Raw genomic sequence first — 14,633 nt, 5'->3', positions numbered from 1 at the left:
GCGCGCAGGCCGCGCTCAAGAGGCCGCCACGGAACTGTGAAGTCAGGAAAAACATCGCCGATATTGTTAGCAATTGATATTTAATGGCGTCCGCGCCGCCCATGTTAGGCCCATCGATGCGCAACGGCTCTATGTCTTTCGGTTCAAGAATGCTGGCTCTCCTGCGTTGCTTTGTTTACCTTTCAGTCGCCGTTCGTGTCACGGCGCTGGCGCTGTGCATGGGCTTGCCGATGGCGGCCTTGGCGCAGGTCACTCAAGTCATTCAAAACCCCCAGGGCAGTGCGCTCGACGGGCCGGTGCGCTTCGGCATCCTGCCGCTGGGCGGCGCCTTCGAGTCGCGCAGCGACTGGGACCCGCTGCTGGCCGAACTCAGCCGCGCCATCGCCCGCCCGGTGAGCGTGCTGTCGGTCAACTCGTACGAGGCGCTGGAGCAGGCCATTCAGCGCGACGAGGTCGACATGGCCTTCCTGTCGGGAAAGATGGCGCTGGACGCGGTGACCCAGCGGCGCATGAAAGTGGTGGCCCAGGTGGTGCGCCACGACGGCCTGCCCGGCTACCGCGCGCTGCTGCTGGCGCGCAAGACACCGCCGCTGAACACGCTCAAGGGCCTGCTGGCGCAGCCTGAAAGCTGGCGGCTGGCGCGCGGGGAGAAGCAGTCGGTGTCGGGCTTCATCGTGCCGCAGCTGCAGCTGTTTCTGCCCAACCACATCGCGATGGAAACGCGCTTTCAGAGCGAGATCGTCGGCACCCACCAGACCACCGCGCTGGCCGTGGCCAACAGCGAGGCCGACGTGGCCACCAACAACACCGCCGACTTCGAGCGCTTCAAGCTGCGCTTTCCGGCCGAGGCCGAGCGGCTGCAGGTGCTGTGGGAGTCCGACCTGATTCCGCATGCGCAGATCGTGGTGCGCAGCGAGTACCCGCCCGAGCTGCGCCGGCGCGTGCAAGCCTTTCTCACCGGCTACGGCCGCGCCAAGGGCCCGCGCGGTGACGCGGAGCGCGTGGTGCTCAAGTCGCTGCACGACCTGGCCGGCTTCGTGGCCGCCGACAACGGCTCGCTGCAGCCCGCCGCGCGGCTGGCCTACCAGCTGGCCAAACAGAGCGCGATGACCGCGCAATGGGTGAACGATGCGGCACGCGAAGCCCGCCTGCAGCGCATCGAGAGCGGGTATGCGCAGCAGGTGAGCGTGCTGAAGGACGTGTCGCCATGAAGCGCGGGCCGCGCCTGGCTGCCGCGCTGCTGGCCTGTGCCTGCTGGCTGGCCGCGCCCTTGCTGGCGGCGGCGCAGGGCGTCGTTCAGTCGACGCCCCTTGTTGCGCCCGCCGCACCCACCGCACCCGCAGCACCCGCCGCACCCACCGCACCAGACAGGGCCGCGCCGGTCTCGCTCGCCATGATCCGCTTCGGCGTGCTGCCGCTGGGCGGCACCGTGGAGTCGCGTGCGCTGTGGACGCCGCTCATGGCCGACATGAGCCGTGCCCTGGGCATTCCGGTCAGCGCGTACTCGGTGCCGTCTTACGAGGAGCTCGACCGCGCCATCGGCCGCGACGAGATCGACATGGCTTTTCTGTCGGCCAAGATGGCGCTCGACGCCGTGATGCAGCGGCGCATGAAGGTGGTGGCGCAGATTGCGCGACACCCCGGCGTGCCCGAGCACCGCGCCGTGCTGCTGGTGCGCAAGGCCGGCCCGCTCAACACGCTCGAAGGCCTGCTCGCGCAGCCCGAGAAATGGCGCCTGGCGCGCGGCGACAGCCGTTCGGTCACCGGCTTCGTCGTGCCGCAGAGCCAGCTCTTTCTGCCGCGCAACATCGAAATGGAAACCCGCTTTCGCAGCGAGTTCGTGGGCACCCACCAGGCCACCGCGCTGGCCGTGGCCAATGGCGACGCCGACGTGGCCACCAACAACACCACCGACCTGGAGCGCTTTCGCCAGCAGTTTCCGGTGGAGGCCGAGCGGCTGCAGGTGGTGTGGCAGTCGGAGCCGCCGCCCGGCGCGCCGATGGTGGTGCGGCGCAACTACCCGCCCGAGTTTCAGGCCCGCCTGCAGCACTTTCTGACCAGCTACGGCAAGGCCAAAGGCGCGCGCGGCGAGGCCGAGCGCGAGGTGCTCAAGACCCTGCGCGCCGCCTACGGCTACGTGGCCGTGGACGACAGCGCCTTGCTGCCCGAAGCCCGGCTGGAGCACCAGCTGGGCAAGCAGCGCGCCATGGCCGCGGCCTGGGTCAACGAGGCGGCGCGCGAGCAGCGGCTGCAGCGCATCGAGAAGACCTATGCGGAGCAGGTCGAGTTTCTGGGCGCTGGCCGCTGACCGCGCGGGCATGGCCCGCGGCTCCCTCTACTCCCTCTACTCCCTTCGCCGTACCACCAATCCCCCGCCTAGGCCATTGGCTAGGCCTTAAGGCGGATTTGCCCGCCGTTCCCCACGCCTGAAACTTCGTGTTTCTTTCTTCCCGGCACCCTTGCCGTTGACGGAGCGTGGATGAGCTGGCGAACAAAAGTGGTCTGGAGCGAGGGGATGCTGTTGCAGCCTCAGCACCTGCAGCAAAGCGAGCGTCATGGCGACCATGCGCGGCACGTGCTGTTGCGCTCCACCACCCCTTATGCCTGGGGCTTTGCCGAGATTGAAATCGACACCGCCGCGCTCACGCTCGGCAAACTGGCGCTGGTGCGCGCGGTGGGCATCTTCGGCGACGGCACCGTGTTCGACATGCCGGCCGTCGACCCGCTGCCAGAGCCCATCGACATTCCTTCTTCCATGCGCGACGAGGCCGTGGTGCTGGCGCTGCCGCTGCGCCGCGCCGGCGCGCGCGAGGCCGACGCTGAAGAATATGAAGAGCTGGTGCGCCACCGCGTGCTCGAGTCCGACGTGCCCGACTCCAACACCGCCGGCGAGCGCACCGCCATGCTGCAGCTGGGCCAGCTCCACACGCGGCTGATGCGCGCCGGCGAAGCGACCGACGCCTGGACCACGCTGGGCGTGGCCCGCGTGACCGAGCGCCGCGTCGACAACCAGGTGCAGCTCGACCGCGCCATGCTGCCGCCGCTGCTCGACGTGGCCGGCCATGCAGTCATTCGCGCATGGCTCGACGAGTTGCTGGGCCTGCTGCGGCAGCGCGGCGACGCACTGGCCGGGCGCATGACGCAAGGCGGCACCGGCGGCGTGGCCGAAATTGCCGACTTCATGCTGCTGCAGGCCGTCAACCGCAACGAGGCGGTGTTCGCGCACCTGGCGAAGAGCGCCATGCTGCATCCGCAGCATTTCTTCGCGCAGGCGCTGGGCCTGGCGGGCGACCTGTCGAGCTTCAGGGACTCGCGCCGCGTGGCGCGCTTCGGCCCCTATGTGCACGACGACCTGGCGCTGAGCTTTCGCCCGGTCATGGACGACCTGCGCCGCAGCCTGTCGATGGTGCTGGAGCAGTCGGCCATTCGCATCGACCTGCACGACCGCAAGCACGGCGTGCGCGTGGCCGTGGTCACCGACGTGGAGCTGCAGCGCAACGCCACCTTTGTGCTGGCCGTGAACGCGCACATGCCCAGCGAGGCGCTGCGCGCGCGCTTTCCCACGCAGGTGAAGATCGGCCCGGTAGAGCGCATCCGCGACCTGGTCAACCTGGCGCTGCCCGGCGTCACGCTGTTGCCGATGCCGGTGGCCCCGCGCCAGATTCCGTTTCACGCGGGCGCGAACTACTTCGAGCTCGACACGCGCAACAGCGACCTGTGGCGCCAGCTGGAGCAGTCGGGTGGCATTGCGATGCACATTGCGGGCGACTTTCCTGGTCTCGATCTCGCTTTCTGGGCGATTCGTTCATGAAGCCGCAAGCCGCACCGTTCGCGCACCTCAGCCCGTTCGCCCTGAGCTTGTCGAAGGGCCGGCGGTTGATCGCGCAAGGCTTCGACAAGCTCAGCCCGAACGGGTGGGTCGCTCGAACGGTCGTTTTGACCCGAACGGCAGTGAGGTAACCCCATGAGCACACCTCCCGATCCCTTCGCCGCCTTCGAGTCGGAGCGCACGGTCATCAAGCCCAAGCCGCGCACGCCCGGTGGCATGCCGGCCGCACCGGCGCCCACACCGTTTGCAGGCGGCAACGACCCCACGCCCGCCGCCGACGTCGGCGAGCTCGGCCTGCTCAACCCACTGGTCTCCGCCGCGGGCAAGCTGCTGGTGCTCACGGCCAAGCTGCGCCACCTGGCGCAGCCGCCCAACGTGCCGGCCCTGCGCGCCTCCACGGCGGAAGCGGTGAACCAGTTCGATGCCAGCGCGCGCCGCGCCGGTGTGGGCAACGAGTCGGTGCTGGCCGCGCGCTACGTGCTGTGCACCGCGCTGGACGAGGCCGTGGCCAACACCCCGTGGGGCGTGCAGGCCGGCTGGAACAAGCAGAGCCTGCTGGTGCAGTTCCACAACGAGACCTGGGGCGGCGAAAAGGTGTTTCAGCTGCTGGCCAAGCTCGCGCAGGATGTGCCCACGCACCGCCAGCTGCTGGAGCTGATCTACAGCGTGCTCGCGCTCGGCTTCGAAGGCCGCTACCGCGTGGTCGACAAGGGCCGCGCGCAGCTCGACTCGGTGCGCCAGCGCCTGGCCGACCTCATCGCCAAAGACCGCCCCGCGGTGGAGCCCGAGCTGTCGCCGCACTGGCGCGGGCAGGGCGCGGGCACGGTGCGGCTGCGCGAGTCGCTGCCGCTGTGGGTGTTCGCGGCCGGCTTCGCGCTGCTGCTGGCGCTGGCCTGGTTCGGCCTGCGGCTCACGCTCAATTACCGCTCCGACACCACCTACGCCGCGGTGTCCAGCCTGCGCGCGCCCAACCTGCAGATTGCGCCGCCGGCCCTGCCCGCGAAAACGCCGCGGCTGGCGCGCTTTCTGGAGCCCGAGATCAAGCAGGGCCTGGTCACGGTGACCGACGAGGCCGACCGCAGCGTGGTGCGCCTGCGCGGTGACTCGTTCTTCGGCTCCGGCAGCGCCGAGCCCATGGCGCAGTCGCTGCCGGTGCTGCGCCGCATCGGCCAGGCGCTGGCCGAGGTGAAGGGCGAGGTGCTCATCACCGGCCACTCCGACAACCAGCCGATTCGCTCGCTGCGCTATCCGTCCAACTGGCACCTGTCGGCCGCGCGCGCCGACGCGGTGAAGGGCGCGCTCACCGCGCTGGTCGACCCCGCGCGCATGCGCTCCGACGGCAAGGCCGACGCCGAGCCGGTGGCCGCCAACGACACGCCCGCCAACCGCGCGAAGAACCGCCGCGTCGACATCGTGCTGCTGAGCGAACCGGATCGCGTTGCTGCCAGCACCGGAGCGACGAAATGATCAAGAAAATCTTCGGCTTCCTGTTCAGCCCGCTGCTGCTCACGCTGCTGGCGCTGCTCATCGTCGCGTTGCTGATCTGGTGGGTCGGCCCGCTGGTGAAGATCGGCGCGCTCGCGCCGCTCGAAAGCGAGCTGGTGCGCGCCATCGTCATCGGCGTGATCGTGCTGGCCGTGCTGCTGCGCGCGCTGTACCGCCGCTGGCGCGCGCGCCGTGCCAGCCAGCACCTGACCGACGGGCTCATGAAGGCGCCTGCCGCAAAGACCGGTGCGCCGGTCAATGGAGAGCAGCAGATCCTGGACACCCGCTTCAGCGAAGCCGTCGCCACGCTCAAGCAGATGCGCCTGCACGCCGCGGGCAAGAAGCCGGGCTGGCGCGACTGGATGTCCATTTCGGGTGGCAGCTACCTGTACGACCTGCCCTGGTACGTCTTCATCGGCGCACCGGGCGCGGGCAAGACCACCGCGCTGGTCAACTCGGGCCTGAGCTTTCCGCTGGCCGAGAAGTTCGGCGCCGGCGCCATTCGCGGCGTGGGCGGCACGCGCAACTGCGACTGGTGGTTCACCGACGAGGCGGTGCTCATCGACACCGCCGGGCGCTACACCACGCAAGACAGCCACCAGGCCGAAGACAAGAGCGCGTGGGAAGGCTTTCTGGGCCTGCTGAAAAAGGCCCGCCCGCGCCGCCCGCTCAACGGCGTGTTCCTCACCGTGAGCGTGGCCGATTTGCTGAGCCAGGGCCCCGAGGCGCGCACGCAGCTCGCGGCATCTATCCGCGCGCGCCTGCTGGAGCTCGACGGCAAGCTCACCACGCGCCTGCCGGTGTACGTGCTGGTCACCAAGAGCGACTTGCTCTACGGCTTCACCGACTACTTCGACGACCTTGGCAAGGAGCAGCGCGCGCAGGTCTTCGGCTTCACGCTGCCGGCCGACGAGAACGTGCAGCTCGAAGAGAAGGGCCTGTCGGCCGCCTTCCACCGCGAGTTCGCGCTGCTGCACAACCGGGTGAACGACGGGCTCATTGCACGCATGCAGCGCGAGACCGACGGCACGCGGCGCGCGGCCATCTTCGGTTTTCCGGCGCAGTTCGGCTCCATCGGTTCGCTGCTGTCCGACCTGCTCGACCAGGTGTTCACCGGCTCGCGCTTCGCGCAGCCGCCGTGGGTGCGCGGCGTGTACTTCACCAGCGGCACGCAAGAGGGCAGCCCCATCGACCGCGTGATGGGCAGCCTGGCGCGCAGCTTCGGCATCGAGCGCGCCATGCTCGCGCCGCAAAAGAGCAGCGGGCGCAGCTACTTTCTCACCGCGCTGCTGCGCGAGGTGGTTTTCCCGGAGCAGCGCCTGGCCGGCGCCGACGTGAAGCTGGAGCGCCGCCGCCACACGCTGCGCGTGATCGGCGTCACGGCCATGACGCTGCTCACCGTCGGCCTGCTCGCGGCCTGGGGCTACAGCACGCTGCAGAACATCAACTACCTGAAGTCGGTCGAGGCACGCGTCGAACCGGCCAGGCAGAACCTGGCCGCGCTGCCCGCCCGCGTGCAGAACCTGGTCGAGGTGGCGCCGGTGCTGCAAAGCCTGCGCGACATCTGGAAGACGCCCGACAACCACCAGGGCGACGAGCCGCTGTCGATGACGCTGGGCCTTTACCAGGGCGACAAGCTCGACGCCGCCGCCATGCTCACGCACCAGCGCGCGCTCAACGATGCGTTTCTGCCGCAGATTGCCAAGCGCATCGAAGACCAGCTGCGCACCGCGCAGAAAGACAACCTCGAGTACACCTACGAGGCCCTCAAGAGCTACCTGATGCTCTACCAGCCCGAGCACTTCGACCCCGAGGCGCTGAAGGCCTGGATCACGCTCGACTGGGCGCGCAACCTCGACCGCGGCATTCCCGAAGACCAGCGCAAGGCCTTGGAAGACCAGCTCGATGTGCTCATTGCGCAGGGCCCGCCGCGCTCGCCGCTCAAGATGGACGAGAACCTGGTGCGCAGCGTGCGCGCCGTGCTTGCCAGCTACCCGCTGGAGCAGCGCGTGTTCAGCCGCCTGAAGCGCCAGCGCGCCAGCAAGGACATTGCCGCCTTCAGCGTGGCCACTGCCACCGGCCCGTCGGGCCCGCTGGTGTTCGAGCGCATCAGCGGAAAGCCGCTGAGCGAAGGCGTGCCGGGCATGTTCACCTACGACGGTTACCACAAGCGTTTTCAGAACGAGGTGACGGTGCTCACCGGCCTGCTGGCCAACGAAGACCCGTGGGTGCTGGGCCAGGACCGCGGCGCCGCCGACCGCCTGCGCGACGTGGCCGCGCTGGGCGCGCTGACCGACCGGGTGCGCCGCCTGTACCTGGAGGAGTACGTCAAGCAATGGGAGGCGCTGCTGGCCGACGTGCGGCTGGTGCGCGCCACCGGGCTGGAGAAAAACATCGAGACCGCGCGCATCCTCTCTGGCGTGGGCTCCCCCCTGGCCAGCTTTTTGCGCGCGGTGGTGAAAGAGACCACGCTGATCCCGCAGGGCGACACCGGCAAGGACGTGGTGAGCAAGGCCACCGAGACCGTGCGCAACACGCGCAAGGGCCTGGAAGACCTGTTCGGCGGCGACTCTGCCCGGCAGGTGGCGCCGGGCAAGCGCATCGAGAGCATCGTGGACGACCGCTTCGAGCCGCTGCGCCGCCTGGTCACCGCCGGCGCGCCCAACCAGCCCGCGCCCATCGACGACGCGCTCAAGCTCTTCAACGAGGTGTACGTGTACCTGAACGCGGTGGACACGGCCGTGAAGGGCCGTACCTCGCCGCCGCCGGGCGACGTGGCCGGCAAGCTCAAGTCCGACGCGGGCCGGCTGCCAGAGCCGGTGCGCTCGATGGTGGAGAACCTGAGCCAGTCGGGAGCCGCGCAGGCGCAGACCGCCGAGCGCGGCAACCTGAGCCAGGACCTGCGCCCCGTGGCCGAGTTCTGCGCGCGCGCCATCGCGGGCCGCTACCCCTTTGTGGGCAGCAGCAAGCGCGACGTGCTGCCCGAAGACTTCGGCCAGATGTTCGGCCCTGGCGGCCTGATGGACGACTTCTTCCAGAAGCGGCTGGCCGCGCTGGTCGACACCAGCACCAAGCCCTGGCGCTACAAGCCGGTTGCCGAGCGCGGCGCCGTCACCACGCAGGCGCTGGCGCAGTTCGAGCGGGCCGCGCGCATCAAGGACATCTTCTTCCGAGGCGGTGGCCGCGGGCCGTCGATGCGGCTGGACTTCAAGCCGGTGGAGATGGACGCGGGCATCACCCAGTTCATCCTGGACGTGGACGGCCAGCTCGTGAAGTACGCGCACGGCCCCGTGGTGCCGATGGCGGTGCAGTGGCCCGGGCCGAAGGGCAGCAACCAGGTGCGCATTCAGGTGAGCCCGCCGTCGGCCACCGGCAGCTCCGGCGCGGCGGTGGACGGGCCGTGGGCGCTGTTCCGTGCGCTGGACGACGGGCAGCTCGAAGCGGGTGACGCACCGGAGAAATTCTTCATCACCTTTCAGGTGGGCGCACGCAAGACGCGATTCGAAGTGACGACCAACAGCGTGCAGCACCCGATTCGGCTGCGCGAGCTGCGGGAGTTTTCTTGTCCGGAGGGGCTGTGACGCCGAGCGCTGCTTCTTCTCCCTCGCTCCTTGTCTCTGCGGCATTGCCGGGGTGGTTCGGCAAGTTGCCGGGCATGGGGGACTTCGCGCATCGGCGCCTGCCGGAAGGGTTTCGCGCGGTGTGGGACGCGTGGCTGCAGCGCGGGCTGGCACGGCTGCGCGACCGGCATGCGGATTGGATGGAACGCTACCTGGAGGCGCCTGTCTGGTGCTTTGCGCTCGGCCCGCGGGTGGTGGGGCAGGGCGCATGGATCGGGGTGCTGATGCCGTCGGTGGACGGGGTGGGGCGGTACTTTCCGTTCACGCTGGCGGTGGAGTTGCACGGCTCCGACGGGGCGGTGCTGCTGCAAGGGGAGGCGCTGGGCGCAGCGCTGCGGTGGTGGGGGCGGGCCACGCAGGCTGCGTTGGAAGGGCTCGAGGGGGATCTCGATGCTTTGCGCTTCGAGGCTTTGCTGCTGAGGGTGTTTGGCGAGGCGGCCTGTGCGCCTGATGCGGCCGATGCGTCGGGCGGGTCGCTTGCTTTGCCTGCGGCGGGGGCTTCTCTTTGGCTTTGCGATCCTTCTGTCGCTGAAGGGATGCGGATGCTTTGCGGCGGCTTGCCGGTCGATGGGCAGTTCGATGCGCTGTTTCTCGGCTTCGAGGAGGAGGGGTGAGATGAACTTCTTCTTTCTTCTTTCCTTTCGAGGCCAGGTCTCGCCCCGGCAGGCGCCTCACTTTCTTTTGCTTCGCCAAAAGAAAGTAAGCAAAGAAAAGGCGACCCTGCTGTCTGCGTCCCTCCGCTTCGCTACGGGCAACCTGCGGTGCTCGCGTTTCGCGGGGTCTCGCAGAACTCGCTTCGCTCAAACAGCTGCGAGCCCTTGTCCGCGAAACGCTCCGCTCCTCGGCGCAGCCAGAAGGGCTTTGGGAACGGGAACCAAACGCGCCATTGCTTCGCTCGGCGCGAACGGCTGCTGGCGCGCAGCGCCAGCAGCCGCATGTTGGCCGAGCGCAGCGATGGCCCGTGTGGTTTCCCCTCCCCTCTGGCTGCGCCGAGGAGCGGAGCGTTTCGCGGATCAGGGCCCACCCTTGTTTGAGCGAAGCGAGTTTGGGTGGGACCCCGCGAAACGTGAGCACCGCAGGTTGCCCCGTAGCGAAGCGCAGGGGTCGCAGACAGTGGGGTCGCCTTTCTTTTGCCTACGTTTCTTTGGCGAAGCAAAGAAAAGTAGGTCGCCTGCCGGGGCGAGACCCGGCCTCGGGAAGCAAGCTCATTGCAGCGTCAAAGCAGGAGCCAGTCGATGACCGACGCCTCTTCGGAAGACGACCGCACCCGCGTCGTGCCCAGGTCGCCGCAGCCGCCGACTGCCACGGATGCGGCAGACACCTCCGCCACGGTCATCACAGCCGGCGCTGTCACCAGCCCGTCCGGCAACCGGCCAGTCACCGCAGCGCCGACTGCCAGCCACGACGCCGGCCTCCTCCCCGTCGGCAGCCGCCTCGCCGAATTCGAGGTGACCCGCGTCATCGGCCAGGGCGGCTTCGGCGTCGTCTACGAAGCCTGGGACCACACGCTCGAGCGCGTGGTCGCCATCAAGGAATACCTCCCCACGTCGCTCTCGACCCGCCAGCAAGACGGCACCGTGGCCCCTTTGTCGGAGCGCCACCGCGAAACCTTCGACCTGGGCATGCGCAGCTTCATCAACGAAGCCCGCCTGCTGGCCCAGTTCGACCATGCGTCGCTGCTGAAGGTCTATCGCTTCTGGCAGGAGAAGGGCACCACCTACATGGTCATGCCCTTCTACCGCGGCGACACGCTGCGCGAAGCGCTGGTCGCGATTCCCGCGGGCGTGGACGAAGGCTGGCTGCTGCGCATCATGGACGGCGTGACGCAGGCGCTGGCGGTGATGCACAGCGCCAACTGCTACCACCGCGACATCGCGCCCGACAACATCATCCTGCTCGAAGGCTCGGGCCGGCCGGTGGTGCTCGACTTTGGCGCCGCGCGCCGCGTGATCACCGACAAGACGCAGGCCATCACCGTCATCCTCAAGCCGGGCTACGCGCCCATCGAGCAGTACGCCGAAATGCCCGACATGTCGCAAGGCGCATGGACCGACGTGTACGCGCTCGCGGCCGTGATGCACGTGGCGGTATGCGGCCGCGCACCGCCGCCATCGGTGGCGCGGCTGCTGTCCGACAGCTACGTGCCGCTGTCGGGCAACGACATCCTGCGCCAGCGCTACAGCCCGCGGCTGCTCGAAGCGATCGACGCGGGCCTGGGCGTGCGGCCCGAGCAGCGGCCGCAGTCGATGGGCGCGTTGCGCGAAGCGCTCGGCCTGGAGGACGGTAGCGGCCACGGCACGGCATCCACGCCGCGCACGCAGCCGCCGCGCGCGGCAGGCTCCATGCACGCCGATGCGGTGACCGTCATCGCAAGCGCGAACAAGGCTGGCGACAAGGCAGGCAACAAGGCGAGCAACAAGACACCAGCACCCGCGCCCGCCGCAAGCGGAGCAAAGCGCAACACGGCCGCCATCGCGCTCGCCTGCGCCGCCGTTCTTGCCGCCGTGGCAGGCGGCGGATGGTGGTGGTCGCAGGGCCGCACGGGTGAGCAGCCCGGTACCGGCAACGCAAGCAACGCTGGCACGCCCACGTCGCCCGTCACCGGCGCACCGCCCGCGCAGCCCGATACCAAGGTGGCCGAAGCTCCGGCCGCGCCACCGCCGCCACCACCGGCCCCGCCCCCTCCCGCGCCACGCACACCGGCCGAATCGCTGCAGTCCTTCGCGGCCGGTGCGGCCCCGGGCTTCGACGTGACGGCCGCACCCAGGAAGCCGGAAGTGAGCATCGGCAAAGACCGCCTCGCCTTCGAAGTGCGCAGCAAGCGCGAGGGCTTCGTCTACGTCTTTCTGCTGTCCAGCGGCGGCGAGATGTTTCTGCTGTTCCCCAACCTGCTGGACAAGTACAACAAGATCACCGCCGGCGGCACGCTCTCGCTGCCGCGCGCTTCATGGCCGATGGACGCGGGCGGCCCGGCCGGCACCGACCAGTTCGCGGTGCTCGTCAGCGAGCACGAGCGCGACTTCAGCGCCGCGGGCGTGCAGAACGACGGCGTGTTCCCAGTGTTTCCGCTGCCGGTGCTGGCCTCGCTGGAGGCCACGCGCGGCAGCGGAGCGTCGCCGCTGCTGGGCAAGCCTGTGTGCGCCCCCGGCGCGCCTTGCAACGACGTCTACGGCGTCGCGAATTTCAAAATCATCGAGAAGTAATCGTCTGCACAGCGTCGGCCCGCGGGCCGCGACTTTTCGGACAAGGAGGCTTTCATGGCTTATTCAACAACGTCGACACGGCCGCAAGGCTTCAGCTTCACCCTCACTACCACGCTGCGCTGGGCCGCGGCGGCCGCGCTGGCGTCCCTGGCCGGGTGCGCCGTGCCGCCGCCCGCGGCCACCACGGTCAGCAGCACGGCACCCGAGGCCGCCGCGCCGCGCCCGTCGGCTCCCACCGGCGCCAGCGTGGCCGGCCAGGCGCGCACCTTCTCCACGCAACTGGCCACCTACACGTCGGTCGGCTTCGACGCGGTGCCGGGCTGGTCGCGCGACGACTTCTCCGAAAGTTGGCCCGCCTTTCTCGGCAGCTGCAAGGTGCTCACCGGGCGTGGCGCCGAGTGGAAAGACGTGTGCGCCCGCGCGCTGAAGGTCGATGGCAAGAGCACCAACGCCATCCGGGGCTTCTTCGAAAGCGAGTTCTCGGCCTACCAGATTCGCGACGACGACCGCCGGCCCGACGGCGTGGTCACCGGTTACTTCGAGCCCGAGATCGCAGGCGCGCGCCAGTACGGCGCGCCGTACATCTACCCGGTGTACGGCCAGCCCGAAGACATGCTGTTTGCCGACGCACGCAAGCTGCCCGCGGGCAACGGCACGGTGGCCGCGCGAGTGGAAGGGCGCAACGTGCTGGTGCAGACCGGCCTGAGCACGCGCGACATGGGCGCACCGGGCCTGTACGCGCTCGACCTCTCGGGCATTGCGCGCGACACGCTGGACCGCAAGGTGCGCCTGCGGGTCGAGGGCAAGCAGCTGCTGCCGTACTACACGCGCGAAGAGATCGAGACCAAGGGCGCGCCCAACGCCAAAGTGCTGGCCTTCGTGAGCAGCGCCACCGCGCTGTACGAGATGCAGATTCAGGGCTCGGGCCGCATCAAGCTGGTCAACGGAGAAATCTTGCGCGTGGCCTACGCCGAGCAGAACGGCCAGCCCTTCAGGCCCACGATGGCGCAGGCCGCCAACGGCAAGCCGCGCAGCGCGGTGAAGGTGCGCGGCTCGTCCATCGAGCTGCAACTGGACGATGGGGATGACGACGATGCCGTTGCTGGTTCGGTCGACAGCGGCGCCATCCGCACGCGCGGCTTCACGCTCGCGCGGCCCGTGGCCAGCGGTGCGGTGGTGGTGCCGGGGCGGCGCACGGCGGGTGAGGTGGCGGGCTCGGGCATCAAGGACCCGAGCTATGTGTTCTTCAAGGAAGCCGTGTCGCCGGTCGGTGGGCCGGTGGGTGCGTTCGGCGTGCCGCTGTCGGCGGGGCGCTCGATTGCGGTCGACCCGCGCAGCACGCCGCTGGGCTATCCGGTGTTCGTGTCGACGCGCACGCCCGGCAGCGGCGCGCCGATGCAGCGCCTCACCATCGCGCAGGACACCGGCGGCGCCATCCGCGGCGCGGTGCGGGCCGACTATTTCTTCGGCAACGGCCAGCAGGCGGCCACCAATGCGCGCCGCATGAAGGAGCGCGGCCAGCTGTGGATTCTTCTGCCGCGCGGCCTGGCCGTGGCGCAGGCGGCGGTGTCTTCCACCATTCGCACGCGCGGCGCCGCGGTGGGCGCCGACCTGCCGCAGTGCCTGGTGCCTTCCGAAGGCAGCTGCGTCGACGACTGACCCATCGGGCGCCCGGACCCGAGACCTCAGACCCCAGACCCGAGACCCCAGGCCCTTCATGCAGGAAACGCTGTCGTCCGCGCAAAGCACCGAGCTGGTCCGCCTCTGGCGGCAACGCCAGACGCTGTCCCCGCACGACATGGGCACCATGTACCGCATCGTGGGCGACGCCCTGGTGGCCTGCAACCCGCCCGAGCTGCAGGTGCTGGGCGAGGGCCGCCAGGAGCTGGTGGCGCAGTTCATCTATGTGAAGGTGCTGCGGCTGAACACCGACCTGGCCGACTCCGACGAGGCAGACGCAGGGCCGGAGCGCGCGGGCCACAGCGCGCCTTCCACCGCGTTTGCGCTGTGCGCGTACTTTCGCCGCTACCTCATCGACTGCACCCGCGCCAGCGCCTTCCGCCGCAAGCTCTCTCTGGGCGACCAGGTGTCCGAGGCGCAGCTCGAAGACGCGGTCGGCGCGCACGAAGACCTCGACGCCTGCCTGGCCGAGCACGGCCTGAGCGTGCAGCGCGTGCAGCTGGCGGCGCGCGCCTTCATCGCCGAGCTGCCCGAGCCCGAGCGCCTGCTGCTGTGCGAAGGCTTCGGCAAGGAGGCCGAGGGCGGCCTCGCGGGCATAGCGTCGCGCCATGCGATTGCGTCGTACCACTACCGCGCGGGGCGCCTGGGGCTGGTGCACAAGCGCGAAGGGCTCACGGCGGACTACGCCAAGACCCGGCTGGGCGGGTGGCTGCAGCAGACGCTGGGCATTGCCATTGCGCCGGACAACATGGCCGCGATCCTGCAGGTTTTCAAAATCCTGGGGGCTGAAGCGTCTTATGCCTGAAGACATAGCCA

General features: G+C 69.3%; 9 protein-coding genes. All 9 read left to right on the top strand.

All coding sequences use genetic code 11. The features are described from left to right. Positions 1-149 precede the first annotated feature (149 nt). The 9 genes from phnD to VLK31_RS24550 all read left to right on the top strand — a co-directional run bounded on the left by phnD (position 150) and on the right by VLK31_RS24550 (position 14,622). Positions 150-1,211 carry a phosphate/phosphite/phosphonate ABC transporter substrate-binding protein gene (phnD, locus tag VLK31_RS24590; RefSeq protein ID WP_409171076.1) on the top strand — a complete coding sequence of 354 codons (1,062 nt, stop codon included), beginning with the start codon at positions 150-152 and terminating at the stop codon, positions 1,209-1,211. Next, entirely contained in the window at positions 1,208-2,308 is a 1,101-nt protein-coding gene (locus VLK31_RS24585) for a phosphate/phosphite/phosphonate ABC transporter substrate-binding protein (RefSeq protein ID WP_409171075.1), read from the top strand. The genes phnD and VLK31_RS24585 overlap by 4 nt, the downstream gene beginning before the upstream one ends. Before the next feature lie 171 nt (positions 2,309-2,479). After that, positions 2,480-3,811, top strand: a complete 1,332-nt coding sequence (gene tssK, locus VLK31_RS24580) for a type VI secretion system baseplate subunit TssK (RefSeq protein ID WP_409171074.1) — start codon at positions 2,480-2,482, stop codon at positions 3,809-3,811. Between the two features lie 153 nt (positions 3,812-3,964). Continuing rightward, complete coding sequence (locus VLK31_RS24575; RefSeq protein ID WP_409171073.1) at positions 3,965-5,296, top strand: DotU family type VI secretion system protein; 1,332 nt, start codon at positions 3,965-3,967, stop codon at positions 5,294-5,296. Further along, entirely contained in the window at positions 5,293-8,895 is a 3,603-nt protein-coding gene (gene tssM, locus VLK31_RS24570; protein WP_409171072.1) for a type VI secretion system membrane subunit TssM, read from the top strand. The genes VLK31_RS24575 and tssM overlap by 4 nt, the downstream gene beginning before the upstream one ends. After that, a complete protein-coding gene (tagF, locus tag VLK31_RS24565; protein ID WP_409171071.1) occupies positions 8,892-9,548 on the top strand; it encodes a type VI secretion system-associated protein TagF in 657 nt (218 codons plus the stop codon). Before tssM ends, tagF begins: the two co-directional genes overlap by 4 nt. Before the next feature lie 621 nt (positions 9,549-10,169). After that, positions 10,170-12,137: a protein kinase domain-containing protein gene (locus VLK31_RS24560; RefSeq protein ID WP_409171070.1), complete on the top strand. Its 1,968-nt coding sequence runs from the start codon at positions 10,170-10,172 to the stop codon at positions 12,135-12,137. Between the two features lie 54 nt (positions 12,138-12,191). Continuing rightward, entirely contained in the window at positions 12,192-13,796 is a 1,605-nt protein-coding gene (locus tag VLK31_RS24555) for a murein transglycosylase A (protein ID WP_409171069.1), read from the top strand. A gap of 58 nt (positions 13,797-13,854) precedes the next feature. Continuing rightward, positions 13,855-14,622, top strand: a complete 768-nt coding sequence (locus VLK31_RS24550) for a hypothetical protein (RefSeq protein WP_409171068.1) — start codon at positions 13,855-13,857, stop codon at positions 14,620-14,622. The last annotated feature ends 11 nt before the right edge of the window (positions 14,623-14,633 follow it).

Origin of the sequence: Variovorax sp. H27-G14, from assembly GCF_046156345.1 — a bacterium.
Classification (GTDB): Bacteria; Pseudomonadota; Gammaproteobacteria; order Burkholderiales; family Burkholderiaceae_C; genus Variovorax.
Note: the sequence above shows the minus strand (reverse complement) of the source record. Positions and strands in the feature narration are given on the sequence as shown.

Bases quoted from the DNA above. Each gene is read 5' to 3' on its own strand.
- phnD (WP_409171076.1), top strand. From the start codon at position 150: ATGCTGGCTCTCCTGCGTTGCTTTGTTTACCTTTCAGTCGCCGTTCGT.
- VLK31_RS24585 (WP_409171075.1), top strand. From the start codon at position 1,208: ATGAAGCGCGGGCCGCGCCTGGCTGCCGCGCTGCTGGCCTGTGCCTGC.
- tssK (WP_409171074.1), top strand. From the start codon at position 2,480: ATGAGCTGGCGAACAAAAGTGGTCTGGAGCGAGGGGATGCTGTTGCAG.
- VLK31_RS24575 (WP_409171073.1), top strand. From the start codon at position 3,965: ATGAGCACACCTCCCGATCCCTTCGCCGCCTTCGAGTCGGAGCGCACG.
- tssM (WP_409171072.1), top strand. From the start codon at position 5,293: ATGATCAAGAAAATCTTCGGCTTCCTGTTCAGCCCGCTGCTGCTCACG.
- VLK31_RS24560 (WP_409171070.1), top strand. From the start codon at position 10,170: ATGACCGACGCCTCTTCGGAAGACGACCGCACCCGCGTCGTGCCCAGG.
- VLK31_RS24555 (WP_409171069.1), top strand. From the start codon at position 12,192: ATGGCTTATTCAACAACGTCGACACGGCCGCAAGGCTTCAGCTTCACC.
- VLK31_RS24550 (WP_409171068.1), top strand. From the start codon at position 13,855: ATGCAGGAAACGCTGTCGTCCGCGCAAAGCACCGAGCTGGTCCGCCTC.